This is a genomic window from Tritonibacter mobilis F1926 (genome assembly GCF_000376545.2).
GTDB lineage: Bacteria > Pseudomonadota > Alphaproteobacteria > Rhodobacterales > Rhodobacteraceae > Epibacterium > Epibacterium mobile.
In genome coordinates this window covers 995566-1011655 of record NZ_CP015231.1, presented here as the reverse complement: position 1 = coordinate 1011655, position 16090 = coordinate 995566, and the positions used below count along the sequence as shown (strand labels likewise).

The 16090-nt window shown below is 54.3% G+C and carries 14 protein-coding genes and 1 riboswitch; of the genes, 7 read left to right on the top strand and 7 right to left on the bottom strand.

Going from position 1 to position 16090, the window contains the following annotated elements; all coding sequences use genetic code 11:
* Position 1: 1 nt before the first annotated feature.
* Positions 2-622 carry a class I SAM-dependent methyltransferase gene (locus tag K529_RS20215; protein WP_005612907.1) on the top strand — a complete coding sequence of 207 codons (621 nt, stop codon included), beginning with the start codon at positions 2-4 and terminating at the stop codon, positions 620-622.
* A 47-nt stretch (positions 623-669) separates the two neighbouring features.
* Here K529_RS20215 and K529_RS20210 read toward each other — a convergent pair whose 3' ends face one another.
* From K529_RS20210 to K529_RS20180, 7 genes are all read right to left on the bottom strand, one after another.
* On the bottom strand, positions 670-1770 hold the full coding sequence (locus K529_RS20210) for a sensor histidine kinase (protein WP_005612906.1): 1101 nt from the start codon (positions 1768-1770) through the stop codon (positions 670-672).
* Positions 1763-2233 (bottom strand): response regulator, encoded by a 471-nt coding sequence (locus tag K529_RS20205; protein ID WP_005612904.1) that lies wholly within the window; start codon positions 2231-2233, stop codon positions 1763-1765. Before K529_RS20205 ends, K529_RS20210 begins: the two co-directional genes overlap by 8 nt.
* Positions 2230-4500, bottom strand: coding sequence for a sensor histidine kinase (locus K529_RS20200; RefSeq protein WP_005612903.1), 2271 nt, complete (start codon positions 4498-4500; stop codon positions 2230-2232). Before K529_RS20200 ends, K529_RS20205 begins: the two co-directional genes overlap by 4 nt.
* 81 nt (positions 4501-4581) lie before the next feature.
* Positions 4582-5313: a response regulator gene (locus tag K529_RS20195; RefSeq protein WP_005612899.1), complete on the bottom strand. Its 732-nt coding sequence runs from the start codon at positions 5311-5313 to the stop codon at positions 4582-4584.
* A 230-nt stretch (positions 5314-5543) separates the two neighbouring features.
* Positions 5544-6944, bottom strand: a complete 1401-nt coding sequence (locus K529_RS20190; RefSeq protein ID WP_005612896.1) for a TRAP transporter large permease — start codon at positions 6942-6944, stop codon at positions 5544-5546.
* Complete coding sequence (locus K529_RS20185; RefSeq protein WP_005612892.1) at positions 6941-7615, bottom strand: TRAP transporter small permease subunit; 675 nt, start codon at positions 7613-7615, stop codon at positions 6941-6943. The genes K529_RS20190 and K529_RS20185 overlap by 4 nt, the downstream gene beginning before the upstream one ends.
* Positions 7616-7699: 84 nt before the next feature.
* The gene (locus K529_RS20180) at positions 7700-8716 is read right to left on the bottom strand and encodes a C4-dicarboxylate TRAP transporter substrate-binding protein (RefSeq protein ID WP_005612889.1); all 1017 of its coding nucleotides are present in this window, start codon (positions 8714-8716) and stop codon (positions 7700-7702) included.
* Positions 8717-8990: 274 nt separating this feature from the next.
* Positions 8991-9197, top strand: a riboswitch (cobalamin riboswitch).
* Positions 9198-9337: 140 nt separating this feature from the next.
* Between K529_RS20180 and K529_RS20175 the strand changes: the two genes are divergently transcribed.
* The 6 genes from K529_RS20175 (at position 9338) to K529_RS20150 (ending at position 16088) form a co-directional block, all read left to right on the top strand.
* Entirely contained in the window at positions 9338-10564 is a 1227-nt protein-coding gene (locus tag K529_RS20175) for an aromatic ring-hydroxylating oxygenase subunit alpha (protein ID WP_005612886.1), read from the top strand.
* 6 nt (positions 10565-10570) lie between these two features.
* Positions 10571-11638: a hybrid-cluster NAD(P)-dependent oxidoreductase gene (locus tag K529_RS20170; RefSeq protein ID WP_005612883.1), complete on the top strand. Its 1068-nt coding sequence runs from the start codon at positions 10571-10573 to the stop codon at positions 11636-11638.
* A 244-nt stretch (positions 11639-11882) separates the two neighbouring features.
* Positions 11883-12953, top strand: a complete 1071-nt coding sequence (locus tag K529_RS20165; protein WP_005612879.1) for an ABC transporter ATP-binding protein — start codon at positions 11883-11885, stop codon at positions 12951-12953.
* A gap of 118 nt (positions 12954-13071) precedes the next feature.
* Positions 13072-14349: an ABC transporter substrate-binding protein gene (locus K529_RS20160; RefSeq protein ID WP_005612878.1), complete on the top strand. Its 1278-nt coding sequence runs from the start codon at positions 13072-13074 to the stop codon at positions 14347-14349.
* Positions 14350-14409: 60 nt separating this feature from the next.
* Entirely contained in the window at positions 14410-15285 is an 876-nt protein-coding gene (locus tag K529_RS20155; RefSeq protein ID WP_005612876.1) for a carbohydrate ABC transporter permease, read from the top strand.
* Entirely contained in the window at positions 15282-16088 is an 807-nt protein-coding gene (locus K529_RS20150) for a carbohydrate ABC transporter permease (RefSeq protein WP_005612874.1), read from the top strand. The genes K529_RS20155 and K529_RS20150 overlap by 4 nt, the downstream gene beginning before the upstream one ends.
* Positions 16089-16090 lie beyond the last annotated feature (2 nt).

Below are 16090 nucleotides of genomic sequence, written 5' to 3'. Positions count from 1 at the left end.
ATTGAAAATTGAAGCGGTCGAGTCATCCTATGCCCGATGGGCGCCGGTTTATGATCGAACCTTCGGTGCGGTCACAGATGTCGGGCGCCGCCGTGCTGTGAGTTTTATCAATGATCGCAAAGGGCATGTGCTCGAAGTGGGCGTCGGAACCGGACTGTCGCTGCCTCATTACGGCCCCGAAGTGCGGATAACCGGCGTCGACTTCAGCGCTGAAATGCTTGCCAAAGCCCAGCGGAAAGTGGATGCGCTCGACCTCCAAAAACGTGTTGATCTTCAACGCATGGATGCCCGCGAACTGGCTTTTGAAAATGCGAGCTTTGACACCATTGCTGCGATGCACGTTCTATCGGTGGTCCCTGAACCGGAAAAGGTCATGGCCGAGATAGCCAGGGTGCTAAAACCTGGCGGAAAAGTCGTCATCACCAATCACTTTGCCAAAACCACGGGTGTAATGGCGGGATTGGAGCGTGTCGCGGCACCGATGGCCAACCTGATCGGCTGGCATTCCGACTTCAAAATGGACACCATCTTGCAAGAGCCATCACTGCAAATTGCAGAACTGCGCAAACTGCCACCCCTTGGGATGATGACTTTTCTGGTTTTGGAAAAACGCGTTAACTGAGCGAACTGATCGACGTGGCCTTCCCGGGTGGTACAGCAGCCTCAATTTTATGTGGCTGCTACAGCTGACGCCATCTGGGCGGGCCGCAACTTCAGTGTGAAGTGAATTAAGGTGCCTTCGATTGTCTCCGGATCACACCAAATTTCACCATTGTGGCGTTTGGCAATTTTTGCGCATGTCGCGAGTCCAAGGCCGCTACCAGGCAGGTCGCTGCTGCGTTGAAGCCGCTTGAACGGTTCAAAAATGCGGGTTCGATACTCCTCCGGCACGCCAATTCCGTTGTCACGAATGGAAAACTGAACACCGCTGTTCAGCGGGCGCGCCGTAATCTGGATCGAAGGCCGGGCCTCGCTGCGATATTTGATCGAGTTACCGATAAGATTTTGAAGCAACTGAGATATGTCTGGCGGGAAGCAATAGACCTCGAGATCGCCGAGATCGGACGATATTTCCGCATCCGCGTTTGAGATATCCTGTGCCATTACCAGACACGCCGCTTCGACCAAACTGTCGGCAGATACCGTTTCGGGTGTCCCCTCGCTATGCGGGTTAATATGACTGGCAAGCCGCTCGATCAGATCGGACATTTTGGAAACAGACCGCTTCATCAGATCGAACTCGCGCTTTACCTCTTCCAAATCACCGGCATCAAAGTCCTCAAGGATCTGGTCGCTCAGGAATTTTATGGCTCTGATCGGGGCGCGAAGGTCATGAACCAAGACATCGGAGAATTGCTGCAACTCCTTTTGATGTTCTTCTATTCGCCAGCGCATTCGCGCAACCTGAAGTCCGTTGGCAATCATCCGCTGCAAGGCCCCGGACGTTATGGCAGATTTGGCGATGTAATCCGCAGCGCCACTTAAGATCGCGCTCTTTGCGATCTCCTCATCCCCCTGCCCGGTCATTATAAAGATTACGCAATGCGGCCAGCGCCGAAAGAAACTGGACATCAGATCAAGGCCGGAAATATCCGGCAACTGATAATCTAAGAAGATAACTTCGACGTCTTCCTCGAAAAAAGCGCGCGCTGCTTCTCCACTATCAGCCTCCAGCGTAGAGACGCTCGGATACAGTCTGAGGAGGTGGCGTCGCATCATTTTGCGATCACCTGCATCGTCATCCACGATGAGGATGTTTTTTTCAACCATGCGCCTCGCCCCGCACGTCGATGATAGGCAACTCGACGATCCGCCAAAAGTTATTCATCACAGTCATCAGCTCGATAAACATGTCACCAGCCTGCGATTTGAGTATGTATCCAGCGACGTTGTTGGAATAGGCAGCGGTGATATCACGTTCATCGTCTGACGTGGTCAAAACAAAGAACAGCGTTTTGTGAAGTGTCGGATCGTCGCGCAACGCTTCGAGTAGCTCGATACCTGACATACGAGGCATATTGATGTCGCTTAACACCACGAATTGTAGCGGTGGGTCCTGATCGGTTTCTCCCTTAAGAAACGACAGCGCTTCACGACCATTTCGAAACCGAATGAGAGGGTTCGCGATCCTCGCTTTGGAGAACGCACGGCGGATCGCCTTGGCATCCCCATCATCATCTTCCACAAGGATAATTTTAACATCCCGCGCTGGTGTTGCCTGTGATGACATCATGCCGCCTTATCCTGTTGTGGCACACTAACGGGCCAAAGAAATTCAAAGGTCGTCCCACGTTTGCCGTCCGAAGTTACAGAGATTTCGCCGCCCGCCACTTCTATATGTTTCTTAACAATCGCCAGTCCCATGCCACTGCTTTCGAGCTGGTCACGGGACTTCAGCGTCTGAAAAATCTCAAATATGCGCTCATGATAGATTGGATCTATCCCGGGGCCATCATCCTCCACACTAAAACGCAAAAAGCTATCACCTGTCTCCACATCGACCCTGATGCGCCCCTCTTTACGATCATGGTGTTTGATGCTGTTTCCGATGAGATTTATCAGGATGGTCTCCAGTGGCAGCTTACGAACACTCACCCCAAGGAAGGCATCAGAAAAGCTAACCGTGATACCTCCCGGTATTTCCAACAATTCTACAATGCCCTTAGCAAGCTGCTCTCCCGTTACCTTCGCATCAGGTTCGGCAACTCTGCCGATCCGCGAATGGTGAAGGAGATCATTCAAGAGCCGCTCCATCCGGCTTGCTCTGCTTTGGAGGAGGTTCATGCTCTCTCTGGTGTCATCCGTCAGATAGGGCTCCAAGTCTTCTTCAAGCCACGAGACGGCGTTGTTGATGACACGCAGCGGTGCTTTGAGGTCATGGGAGGCGACATAGGCGAATTGATCCAGTTCTGCATTTGAGCGTCTGAGCGCAGAAATCAGGGCGGCAGATTGCTCGGTCGCAGCCGCGCGCGCCGTAACATCGCGGATCATGGCAACAAAACGATTGCCCTCAATGTAGGACGCATGCCGCAAAGATAGGTTTAAAACCATTGGCTTGCCGTCCGCCCGGGCGCTATTGATCTCGCGCTGAACTGGTACCCCCGTATCGTGCGCGGCCTTCGCCTCGCTTAATATTAATGCTGTTTCCTCCACATCGAAACCAAGCAGCGATAGAAGTGAAACTCCGTTCAACTCGGGCGCATTCCTCCCAAGAATACGGCAGGCAGCAGGATTTGAATCTTCCACGACGCCATCTTCCAACAAGGTTATCACACCTTCGGTCACGTTGGATAAAACCATATCGAGGCGCTGAGTTTCTCTGATCAGACCATTGGTCAGTTGCGTGAAATTCTGTGCGATCAACGCAATCTCATCGTGGCCCTTTGCATTGCTTTTGATCGGACTTAAGCGAGGACCTGTATTGAGCTTTATATTCTTAACCAACGCCTGAAGTGGCGTCAGCAGACGATCAGTGAAGACGTAGCCCAGAACTGATGCAAGAACTGTTAGCAGCAGTGCACGACCGAGATTGCGCCAGAGCTCCGTTCGCGCTGTCGCGTAGAGTGCGCCCATGTCGACATCTGTGGCTATACGAAAGCTAAAAGGTACATGGGCGTCAGTGATTTCCAAGGTACTTACAAACGCACCGCGCCCTTCTTCCAACTCGATCAATCGTTCTGCCGGAAGCCCGGCCAGCGCGTGCTGGTCTATGGGTTTCGACATACCCTCGGGCAGGATCGTGAAACTACGGTCTTCTGCAGTCAGCGGAAAGGCTGGGTTAATATGGTTGGTGATCGCGTAATAGGTTCGTCCGATCTCATCAGGGTGATCGGGAATGGTCAGGAGATTGGCGATACGCGCGTTAATCACGATTGCTCCGACGGTCTCACCTTTTTCATCTATCAACCTCTTGGTCGATCGTAACGTTGGTGGTCCGACCGCCTGGCCGTTTTCACGGTTGCGCGTTACACTAGAAAACAAGAGTTCGTCTGTTGTCGCACCCTGCAGCGCCCGAATATAAGGTTCATTGCCCTTCTCTTGTAACTCAGACTGAGGCACGACCGTGAGCGCCCCATCCACGAGATTCACCCGCGCGAACTCGGACCAATTGTTTTCAGAAAGAATGAGGCGGATCTGACTGTATCCACTCCGGTTTTCAAGAACGCTGGTAAACAGTGTTTCAAGTCGCGAACGCCAATCCTCAAGTGAAGATCCATCTAGCGGATCAGTTTGATCGACACTTGCCCGTGTGCGAAAGATACCGGAGATCGGAGGGAAGCCGACAAGAGTCTCAGAGTCCTGTCGCATTGTTGTCAAGGTATCAAGCACGTAGCGCGCGTGAGTTTTATGATCGCGTTTCAGCAGTTGCTCTGAATGCGCGTGAATTCTCGCAACGGTGTCATTGTAGTTCAAAAAGAAAAATACGCCGAAAGACACCCCCGAAACCAAACAAACGACGAGGGCGACTTTGAGCTTAATCGATAGTCCTTGTGGCGACACGGCCGTCACCTTTCTTTAGAGGGATTGACCCAGATGTCTGCCGCCGCGTCGCAAATATCCGCAGCGGTTGAGGTCACATACTCACTGAATGCGCTTGCGAAGTTCGTTCACGGTCAGCCGACGACCAGCACCAACGACACTTTCGAGATCGTCCATAAAGACAACGAGATCTTTTGCGCCGCGTTCAAACATTGACAGGTTGGCAAGAAGTGTCGGGTCGATGTTATCATCGCTCCGGGCCTGCATCTTCACTGCGCGCACGCCCATCATGCTGCGACGCAAAAGCTCTCGCATCTCCGGACCACAACTGACCATGAAACGTTCGAAAATCGACTTCAATTCGCTTTCCGAGCTACGCGCCTCTGACAACGCACCATAGAGCGCCCGACGCTCAATTGCAGAGGTCACAGATTTGATCAGTGCATCGACCGTCAGCTCATCTTTGACGATATAATCCGCGCAACCGCGACGCATCGCCTCGACTGCGATATGGTAGTCGACCGAGGAGGTCAGCATGATGGGAACCGCGTTCACCTGCTCTTCGTGGGCGAGGAGAATACCCAAAGCATCCAACCCCGTATCCATCCCAAGATTATGGTCGATGAAGACCAAATCATATGTTTCCACTGCGAGGCATTCTCGCATCTCGTCAAGGTTTGCGGCTTCGGTGAAATCCACCATTAAACCGGCTTTACGACAGGTTTTAAGCAATCGCATTCTGTCGATTTCATCGTCATCAATGGAAAGGACATTCAGTAAAATTGGCTTTGACTGAGATGTCACCGCGAAGTCGTGGATGTTTGATTTCGACATGTATTGACCTTTTACTCATAAAACACTGCTGCACACACCCGCAGCATTTGGATCAGCCATTCCCACCAAGGGTAGCATTTCACAGCTGATCACCTAAAAAGAAAATCTTGTCGAATTGAATTAATGAACCCCTTCAATCACTGAAGAAGGCAAGGATATATTCTATTTTGATGATGTTTTTTGTGCGTATTTTGCGCCCATTTCAAAACAGTGAAATGGGCGCAAAAAATTTAACCCGCTAAGCTCGGAAGCCAGAGAACAATAGCTGGGAAGGCCACCAAGAGCGCAATTGTCACCGCATCCGCAATGAAGAACGGGATCACCCCGCGGAACACATCCTGCACCGACAGGTCATCACGCACGCCTGCCACCACAAAACAGTTCAGGCCAATGGGAGGCGTGATCAGGCAGAACTCGGCCATCTTCACAACCAAAATACCAAACCAGATTGCGCACATAGGACCGGACATCCCAAACGCTGAATCCGCGGCCGAGACCATTTCCCCGCCATTCAGCGCCATAACCGCCGGATACACAACCGGGAGTGTCAAAAGCAGCATGCCGATTGCATCCATGAACATGCCAAGCACTGCGTAAGCCAAGAGAATACAGATCAGGATAAGCATCGGCGGCGCTGAAAGTGACGAAATCCAATCCGCAAACGCATGTGGCAGGTCCGCAAAGCCTAGGAAACGCACGTAGATCAAAACGCCCCAAATGATCGTGAAAATCATGATCGTGAGTTTTGCCGTTTCAAGCAACGCATCCAGCAACTCTCGCAGACGCATACCGCGCAAGAGCGCCATAATGAATACGATGAACGCCCCCACTGCGCCACCTTCTGTCGGCGTGCCCCAAGCCTCTCCGAAGGGGTTGTACACAAAGAAGATAATGATCACCACAACCGCAAGGATCGGTAAGGCCGGGGGAAGCGACACCAACCGCTCTCGCCATGTAAACCCTGTGACCGGCGGGCCTACGGATTTGAAAATCATCGCGATTGCCACGATCAGGCCTGCGTAAACCACGGCGGAAAACGCACCGGGAATAAACCCAGCGAGCAACAGTTTGCCCACGTCCTGTTCCACGATGATGGCGTAGATCACCAAAATGGCGGATGGTGGGATCAGCGACGCCAGTGTCCCGCCTGCGGCCACAACACCCGCCGCGAAGCGTTTGTTGTAGCCAACCGCCAGCATTTCAGGGATGCCAATACGCGCGAAGACCGCAGCGGTTGCGACCGATGCACCCGAAACAGCAGCAAAACCGGCGGTGGCAAAGACGGTCGAAACCGCAAGTCCGCCCGGCACCCACGCGATCCAACGTTTTGCGGCCTCAAACAACGCGGTGGTCAGGCGCGCGTAATAGGCAAGATAGCCAATCAGAATGAATGTTGGGATCAAACTGAGCGCTTGGCTGGACACTTTTGAGTGTGGCACTTGGCCAGCAATTTTCACACTAATTTCAACGGCTTTGCCAAAGCGTGCTGGATCATAGTCAAATCCGTTCCAACGCAGCCAGACGAGGCCTACAAACCCTGCCAATCCTGCAGCAAACGCGACGCGCATACCGAGGACAACAAGAAACATCATCCCGGCAGTCACCCAGAGCCCAATCTCTATATCGCTCATTTACCTACCTCCTTCAGCTGCTCGGCTTCGGCGGCGGCTTGTTCTGCAACGGATTGAATGAGCGGAACTGCGGGCGGGCTTTGTATACCAAGCACAAATGCGCGCGCGTAAGCCGCCATTTGCAAGAGTAAACGTGCCGTCAGCACAGACAGCGCTACTGGAACCACAAGTTTTGAGGGCCAGATGGGCAGGCCGATGTCGATTGAACTGTCGCGTGAACATAAGGGACGCGCGCAATCAAAAGACCGATCGAAATGCGCCCATGATCCCCAGACAAGCGCCACGACCAGCACCAACATGCAAAACACAGTGATAAATTCGAACAGCCAGAGGGCACGTCCCTGCAAACGACCCACAAGAATGTCCATCCGGATATGTGCGCCCTCTCGCTGCACGTAAGAGACGCCCAAGATCGCAATAAGGGGCATCAAGGCTTCGATATAGTCGACATATCCCGGCAGCGGACCATCCATCAAACCGATCTTGTCAAGAAACGGCGCGAGGAACGTGCGGTCCAATTGGCGTCCCGCAACGGAGTACGCCGCCAGAAACATAAGCGAAAACGCGGCAAGCCCGCTTAGGATTGCGGTTGCCCTTTCGATTGGCAAAAGGGTCCTGTCCAACTTTGATATGATGCTGGAATCACTCAGCACGGTTGATGAACCTGCCATACCTTCCCCCGATATCTGAAAATGAGCTCAAGACACGCGGAGGCCCGAACCATTGGGTCCGGGCCCTACGTGATCGAGAGAAGATCAGCTGCCGCTGCGCTGATCTGCAAGTGTTTTTTGCACGAGGTCATAGAGCTCCTGCCCCGGCAGACCCTGCGCTTCCATGTCTTTAATCCAGGCCTCACGGATTGGATCTGCAGCTTTGGAACGGAACTCCGCCAAGACCTCATCAGAGATCTCTACTTTTTCGACGCCTTTTTCCTCAAGCACCGCATCCCACTTTTTCAACAGCTCTCCGTAGTTCGCCAGATAATGATCCAGCGCTTCCGGAACAGAACTGTCCAGCGCTTCGCGCTCTGCGTCCGAGAGGCTTTCATATGCGTCGATGTTCACGACGACCGGGCAATTTACGGTGCCGGGGTTCAGGTTCGCCGTCCACCAATCCGCACGGTTGATCGTGCCAAAGCTCAAGTGAGCGTGCTGCGCGAAGGAAACCGTGTCTACAACACCCGACTCCATCGCTTGATAGGCTTCTGTCGCGGTAACAGATGTCGGGACAGCCCCAACGGCCTTGAAGGCTTCGCCGATACCACCGGTTGCACGCACTCGCATGCCCTCGAATTCAGCCAGTTCGTCGCGAACCTCACCCGTGCCAACGATGTTGTACTGCGGCATCGGCGAGGTCATCAGCAGCTTTGCGTTCCACTGAGCCATCTCATCCGCAGCAGCCGGGTGATTGTAAACGGCGCTGGAGATTGCAACTTCTTCCTCGAGGTTGGAGACGCCAAGGAAAGGCAGTTCCAGCACAGTAATCACGCGGTTCTTGTCGCGGTGATAGCCCGCACAAAATTGCGCCATCTCAAACGCACCGATGGAGATCCCATCGAGGTTTTCACGGTTCTTTGACAAGCCACCATAGCTGATATTCATGGTGAACTCGCCGTTGGTTTTCTCAGAAACAAGTTCTGCGAGCTTTTCAACATGCTCGGTAAAGGCGCGGCGCTTGCCCCAGACCGAGACATTCCATTCTGTCGCCATGGCTTCTGCAGCAAAGGCGAAGCTCAAGGACGCAAGAGCGGTAAGTCCCAAGAATTTTTTCATATTTTCCTCCCCAGTCGGATTTTTGATGTCTGGTTATGCGGGGCAGGATCACCAAATTGGGCCGCTTTGCCAACCCCAAAGTTCGCATACTCAATGTTGCCGCAGCCGATTGATTTCACCGACAAGACCGCACGGCACATGCTGTGATCTATTTCGAACCGTGCTGAGGTATACCGTTTCGCTACCCTCGGTATTTTTCACCCACCGCGACATGGCTTGTCTCGAACACATTAAACAATGTCGCAAATCGCAGATCCAATTCGTCAAATCTCGATACAACTTTGAATCACGAGGTGCCGTCTGGGCTTGCGCAGACGGAGAATTGGGAAGCCGGTGCGATTCCGGCGCTGCCCCCGCAACGGTCATGAGACTTGCGGGCGCGACATCTGGCCACTGGGAGGAGGAAACCCGGGAAGGCGTCGCGCTCCGACCAGTTGGTCAGTCTCTCAGCCCGGAAACCAGCCTCAGCAGATATCGTCAACCGCGGGCGGCGGTTTGGGCATCTTCAAAGGACGCGGTTCCCTCCGCTGCGGCCTAATGGATACCCTTTGCCGTACGCACCCCCAACCAACTGCAAAACGCGCTGTCATCGACCGCGTTGCGCGGCAGGAGAGTCAGGAAATGAACCGCAATATCAGTGCGCTGATCGCAAGTCACAATCCGGGTCACGCCCTTGCGCAGGCATTTTATAATGATGCTGAAATCTTTCAGACTGATCTGCAGGAGATCTTTTACAAGGAATGGCTCTTTGCGATCCCGGCGTGCGAGCTGGAAAAGGCTGGCAGCTATGTCACCCATCAGGTTGGCAGCTACAATGTGATCATTGTGCGCGGCTCCGACAATGAGATCCGCGCCTTCCACAACTCCTGTCGCCATCGTGGCTCGGTGATCTGCAAGGCGAAAAAAGGCAACAACCCGAAGCTGGTCTGCCCCTATCACCAGTGGACCTACGAGCTCGACGGTCGCCTGCTCTGGGCTCGTGATATGGGACCAGATTTCGACGCCAGCAAACATGGCTTAAAAGTTGTACACTGCCGTGAGCTCGCCGGCTTGGTTTACATTTGCCTTGCAGATGACGCGCCAGATTTCGAACAGTTTGCCAATGTTGCCCGTCCGTATTTGGAAATCCATGATCTCTCGAATGCCAAGGTCGCCTTTGAAAGTTCGATCATTGAGAAGGGAAACTGGAAGCTCGTCTGGGAAAACAATCGCGAGTGCTATCACTGCGGCGGCAACCACCCTTCGCTGTGCCGCACGTTCCCAGATGATCCCTCCATCACAGGTATTGAGGGGGGCGAGACCCCGGCAAACCTGCAAGCGCATTTTGAGCGCTGCGAACAGGCCGGGATGCCCTCTACCTTTCAAATGAGTGAGGACGGCCAGTTTCGCGTCGCCCGCATGCCCCTGAAAGAGGGTGCCGAAAGCTATACGCTGGACGGCAAAACCGCAGTCCGCCGGTGGCTTGGGAAAGCAGCATTCGCAGATGCCGGGTCACTGCTGAAGTTTCACTATCCAACCACATGGAACCATTTTCTCGCCGATCATTCCATCGTGTTCCGGGTCACACCGATCAGCCCAACAGAAACCGAAGTCACCACCAAATGGCTGGTGAACAAGGATGCTGTCGAAGGGGTCGATTATGATCTGAAGCGGCTCACCGAGGTCTGGATCGCCACCAACGATGAGGACCGTGAGGTGGTAGAGTTCAATCAAATGGGCATCAATTCACCTGCCTATGAACCCGGCCCCTACTCCGAGGTGCAGGAAAGCGGCGTGTTGCAATTCGTCCAGTGGTACCTCGAAACCCTCAAACGTAACAGCGGCCCAACAGCTGTGGCGGCGGAGTAAACGATCATGCCGAGAAACAGCGAACGCGCGATCTGGAAAGATACGGAGATGCTGGAATGCGTCTCCATTATTCCCGAAATGGACAATACGGCGTCTTTCACCTTTAAGGCGCCCTCTGGTGCCCTTTTTGAATATGACCCCGGCCAGTTCATGACATTGGAGATCCCAGTTCCGGGTGGACCATTGCACCGGACCTACACGATCTCATCCTCGCCGTCGCGGCCGCGTAACATCACCATCACCGCCAAGGCCCAGCGCGATAGTATCGGAACACGCTGGATGCTGGACAACCTGCGCCCCGGCAGCCGGATCAAAGCGCTGGGTCCGGCAGGTCTGTTCACCAACGCCAACAGCTCGGCAAAGAAGTTCCTGTTTATCTCCGCAGGCTCTGGCATCACACCGATGATGTCGATGACGACAAACATGTGGGATGATGGCGACAACCTCGACATCGTCTTTGTCAATTGTGCCAAACGCCCCTCAGAGATCATCTTTCGCCAACGCTTGGAACAGATGGCAAGCCGATCTGAGGGTTTGGATCTGAAATTCGTGGTCGAAGAGCCTGACCCCTATCGGCCCTGGACAGGGTATCAGGGTGTCTTCAACCAGTTGATGCTTGGCCTCATGGCCCCGGACTATCTGGAACGCGAAGTCTACTGCTGCGGTCCAGAGCCCTTTATGCAAGCCGTGCGGGACGCGCTCGCAGGCCTCGGCTTTGATATGGAAAACTATCATCAAGAAAGCTTCCACGCACCGGTTGAAACCGCTGCAGAGCAACCTGACTTTGATGATGTGGTGCTGGACGATGAAACCAAGGTCGAGGTGACGTTCGAAACCTCTGGTGTTACCGCAAAGGTTGCGGAAACGGACACGATCCTTGCAGCAGCACGTGCAAATGGTTTGAATATCCCCTCCGGCTGCACCTTTGGTGTCTGCGGCACCTGCAAGGTTAAGAAAACCTCGGGCGAGGTTCACATGGTGCATAACGGTGGCATATCGGACGACGATATCGAAGCTGGCTACATCCTTGCGTGTTGCTCAAATCCGATCGGAAAGGTCTCTGTCGAGATTTGATCCCAAGGAAACAGTGAAAGTGACCAATGCCGCGCTTTGGCTGAGCGCGGCATTTTTCGTTCGTCGTGCATCACACAAATTCCTATCGGGAGTGTCGCATAACATTCATATGAAGCCTCTATGAGGTTCATATGAAACCAAACGACTCGATATTCCGCTGCCCTTGCTTGATCTACATCGCTCACACCGCGCGTGCCTCTCGCGGCGTCTTGATCGATGTCGCCACGCTCAAAGGGGACTGCACATGACCGTTGCGGCAAACGGGCAGGCCATCTCACTTCAGCATGTGCGGAAGGTTTGGGGGCAAACCGTCTCATTAGAGGACCTCAGCCTTGAGGTTCCGGCCGGATCTTTCACAGCCGTATTGGGCCCCTCGGGGTGCGGCAAGTCGACCACGCTGCGTATTATGGCGGGCCTTGAGTCTGTCAGCGCAGGGAAGGTTCTGATCGGTGGTCGCGATGTCACAGAATATAGCCCGGCGCAACGCGGCATCTCTATGGTGTTTCAGTCGTATGCACTGTTTCCGCATCTGACCGTCGCTGAGAATATTGTCTTTGGATTAAAAGTTGCAAATGTACCCCGGCAAGAACGGCAACGTCGCCTGAATGAGGTGGCAGAACTGCTTGAGCTTGCCCCCTATCTCAATCGCAAGCCTGCAGCGCTGTCGGGCGGGCAGCAGCAACGGGTTGCCTTGGGTCGGGCGGTCATTTCACAGCGCCCGGTCTGCCTGATGGACGAGCCGCTGTCCAATCTCGACGCGCGTCTGCGTGACGAGATGCGCCGCGAAATCCGTCGCCTGCAGCGCGCGCTTGGCTTTACTATGGTTTACGTGACGCACGACCAGACTGAGGCCATTACCATGGCTGATCGGGTTGTGCTGATGAACAAGGGGCAGATTGAACAGATCGCATCCCCAGAAGAGATCTATCAGCGCCCCGCCACCCCCTTTGCTGCGCGTTTCATCGGCACACCGCCGATGAACCTGTTGCCTCCCGCCGCTTTTGGCGAGGCCTTACGAGGGGTGCCTGAGACATTGCGCATTGGTGTAAGGCCCGAAGCACTGACGGAGTCAGCAGAGGGCCCAATCACAGCACAGGTCAAGGGAGCGGAGTTCCTTGGCGCTGACACGCTGGTTGAACTGAACTGCGCGGGAGCGGATCTCTTGGCAAAACTGCCGGGCACGCGCAGTCTGACGCCGGGAGAAACCCTGCGTCTGGCTGTGACGCCAGATCAACTCCACGCGTTTGATATCGCACAGAATTCGCGGCTTGAAGACGAAAGCCTCGCCGCACGTATCCGAGACATTCAAAGATGAACCGTCGAAACGATTGCGGACCAGCCGCGATCAGGCGGTTTTGCCATGGCTCCCGATTTCGACAGGGGGGCGCTCAATGCCGGACGACGACCGGCTGTGAAAGCAACGGAGAGACACCATGCTGATGACGAAATTCAAGGCAGCCGCCGCTGCCCTTGCATTTGCCGCTGCCCCTGCTGCGGCTGATGTTGACTTGCAGTTCTACTTCCCGGTCGCCGTAGGCGGTGCCGCAGCAGACACCATCGAGGAACTGACGGCGCAATATGTGGCAGAAAATGAGGGTGTAAATATCGAAGCCATCTATGCCGGCTCCTATCAGGACACCGTAGCCAAAGCGCTCACCGCTGCGCGCGGCGGCAATGCTCCGCAACTGTCGGTGATCCTGTCGGTCGACATGTTCACGCTCCTCGATGAAGACCTGATCATGCCCTTTGATGACTTTGCCACCAGCGAAGAAGACAAGGCGTGGCTGAACTCCTTCTATCCGGCGTTCATGGAGAATTCCCAGACCGGCGGCAAAACCTACGGCATCCCCTTCCAGCGCTCGACCCCGGTTCTGTACTGGAACAAAGAAGCCTTCAAAGCCGCAGGTCTTGATCCCGAAACGCCCCCAGCGACCTGGGACGAGATGGTTGAGATGGGCAAAAAGCTGACCCTGAAGGACGATGCAGGCAATGTGACCCAATGGGGTGTGCGTATCCCGTCCTCGGGCTTTCCGTATTGGCTGTTTCAGGGCCTGACCACCGAGAACGGCGCGATCCTCGCCAACGCGGATGGCAACGAGGTGAGCTTTGACGACCCGAAGGTTGTTGAAGCACTGGACTACCTTGTGGACCTCTCCAAGGAACACAAAGTGATGGCGCCTGGCATCATTGAGTGGGGCGCTACTCCCAAGGCGTTCTTTGAGGGTCAGACCGCAATGATGTGGACCTCGACCGGCAACCTGACCAACGTGCGCAAAAATGCCCCGTTTGATTTTGGTGTAGCGATGCTGCCTGCAAACAAACGTCGTGGCGCACCGACCGGTGGTGGCAATTTCTTCCTCTTCAAGGGGGCTTCGGACGAACAGGCCAAGGCAGCGTTTGATTTCGTGAAGTGGATTTCCGGGCCGGAGCAATCCGCCAAATGGACTATTGCAACCGGCTATGTCGCACCGCGCCCCGAAACATGGGAAACTGAAACGATGAAAGCCTATGCGGCTGAGTTCCCACCGGTTCTGGTTGCCCGGGATCAGCTGGAACATGCTGTGGCGGAACTCTCAACCTATGAAAACCAGCGCGTGACCCGCATCTTTAACGACGCGCTCGCGGCTGCAATCACCGGTCAGAAAACCTCCGAGGAAGCACTGAAAGAAGCGCAAGCCAAGGCCGACGCGATCCTTCAGGACTACCGCTAAAATCAACCCCATGCGCGCTGCCTGATCAGAGGTAGCGCGCATGTTTTTCAGGAGCCGAAAATGCTGCGCACACGAGGCTGGATACACGCTTGGCTGCTGTTGTTGCCAGGTTTTGTTTTCCTGATCGCTTTTACACATCTTCCTGCACTGACCACATTGTGGAGCAGCTTTTTCACCACTCCACGGGGACGACGTCCTGCCAAATGGGCAGGTCTTGAAAACTACGATACACTGATCGGCGATCCGATTTTCTGGAAGGTTCTGTGGAATAACGCAATTTACGCCGCCGGAACCATCCCGCTCTCGATCATTATTGCGCTGGTCATGGCCCTTTGGGTCAACCGCCAATTGGCTGGTCGCAGCTTTGTACGGATGGCCTATTTCACGCCCACTGTGTTACCAATGATTGCCGTCGCCAACATCTGGATGTTCTTCTATACCCCCGGTTTCGGACTTATCGACCAGATTGGCGGCGCGCTTGGTTTTGGTCAGACCAATATTCTTGGTTCTGCGAACTCTGCGCTCTTTGGTGTGATGGTGGTAACGATCTGGAAGGAAGCGGGATTCTTCATGATCTTCTACCTCGCGGCGCTGCAAACCATCCCGACCTCCCTGATTGAGGCTGCGCGTGTCGAAGGCGCCGGCGGCTGGACTATCTTTCGCCGCATCACCTTACCTCTGCTGATGCCGACCACGCTTTTTGTCTCGATCAACGCAGTGGTGAACTCGTTCCGCATGGTCGATCACATCTTCATCCTGACGGGAGGCGGACCGGACAATGCCTCTTCTCTATTGCTGTTTTACATCTACGAAGTGGCTTTCCGTTTCTGGGATACGGCCTACGCTGCAACGCTGACCGTTGTGTTGTTGGTCTTCCTGATGATCCTAGCCATCGGGCAGTTCTTCCTCTTTGATCGCAAGGTACACTACAGATGACAGCTGATCGTATTCTGAACACTGCCGGTGCATGGGCGTTGGCGCTGATCTGGGTGTTGCCGTTGGCCTATGCGATCTGGACGGCGGTGCATCCGGCGGTTTATGAGGCGCGGTTTGATTTTTTTGCGCCGCTCACGCTAGAGAACTTCATCAAGGCTTGGAACGCGGCTCCTTTCGGGCGCTATTTCCTCAACACATTCGTGTTGGTGACCGTGATCCTCGCAGGTCAGATCGTCCTGTGCACTCTCGCGGCCTATGCTTTTGCCCGCTATCAATTTCCCGGACGCGGCATATTGTTCGGGCTGGTGTTGCTGCAATTGCTGATCATGCCCGACATCCTCATCGTTGAGAACTACAAGGCCATCCGGTTTCTCGATCTTGTCGATACAATCCCCGCAATTGCATTGCCCTACATTGCATCGGGATTTGGGATTTTCCTGCTGCGTCAGAAATTTATGTCTATCCCCAAGGAATTGGAAGAAGCGGCGCAGGTCGAAGGCATGTCGACACTTGGTATTCTGGTAAAGGTCTACATGCCCTTGGCGATCCCGACCTATCTCGCCTACGGTCTGGTGTCGGTGAGCCATCATTGGAACAATTTCCTCTGGCCCCTGATCATCACCAACTCGGTAGAAACACGCCCCGTTACGGTCGGCCTGAGCATCTTTTCAGCGATCGACTCAGGTGTCGAATGGAGCGTCATCAATGCCGCCACATTGATGACGTCCGGACCACTCTTGCTGGCCTTTTTGCTGTTTCAACGCCAGTTTGTTCAGAGCTTCATGCGGGCTGGGATCAAATAGCC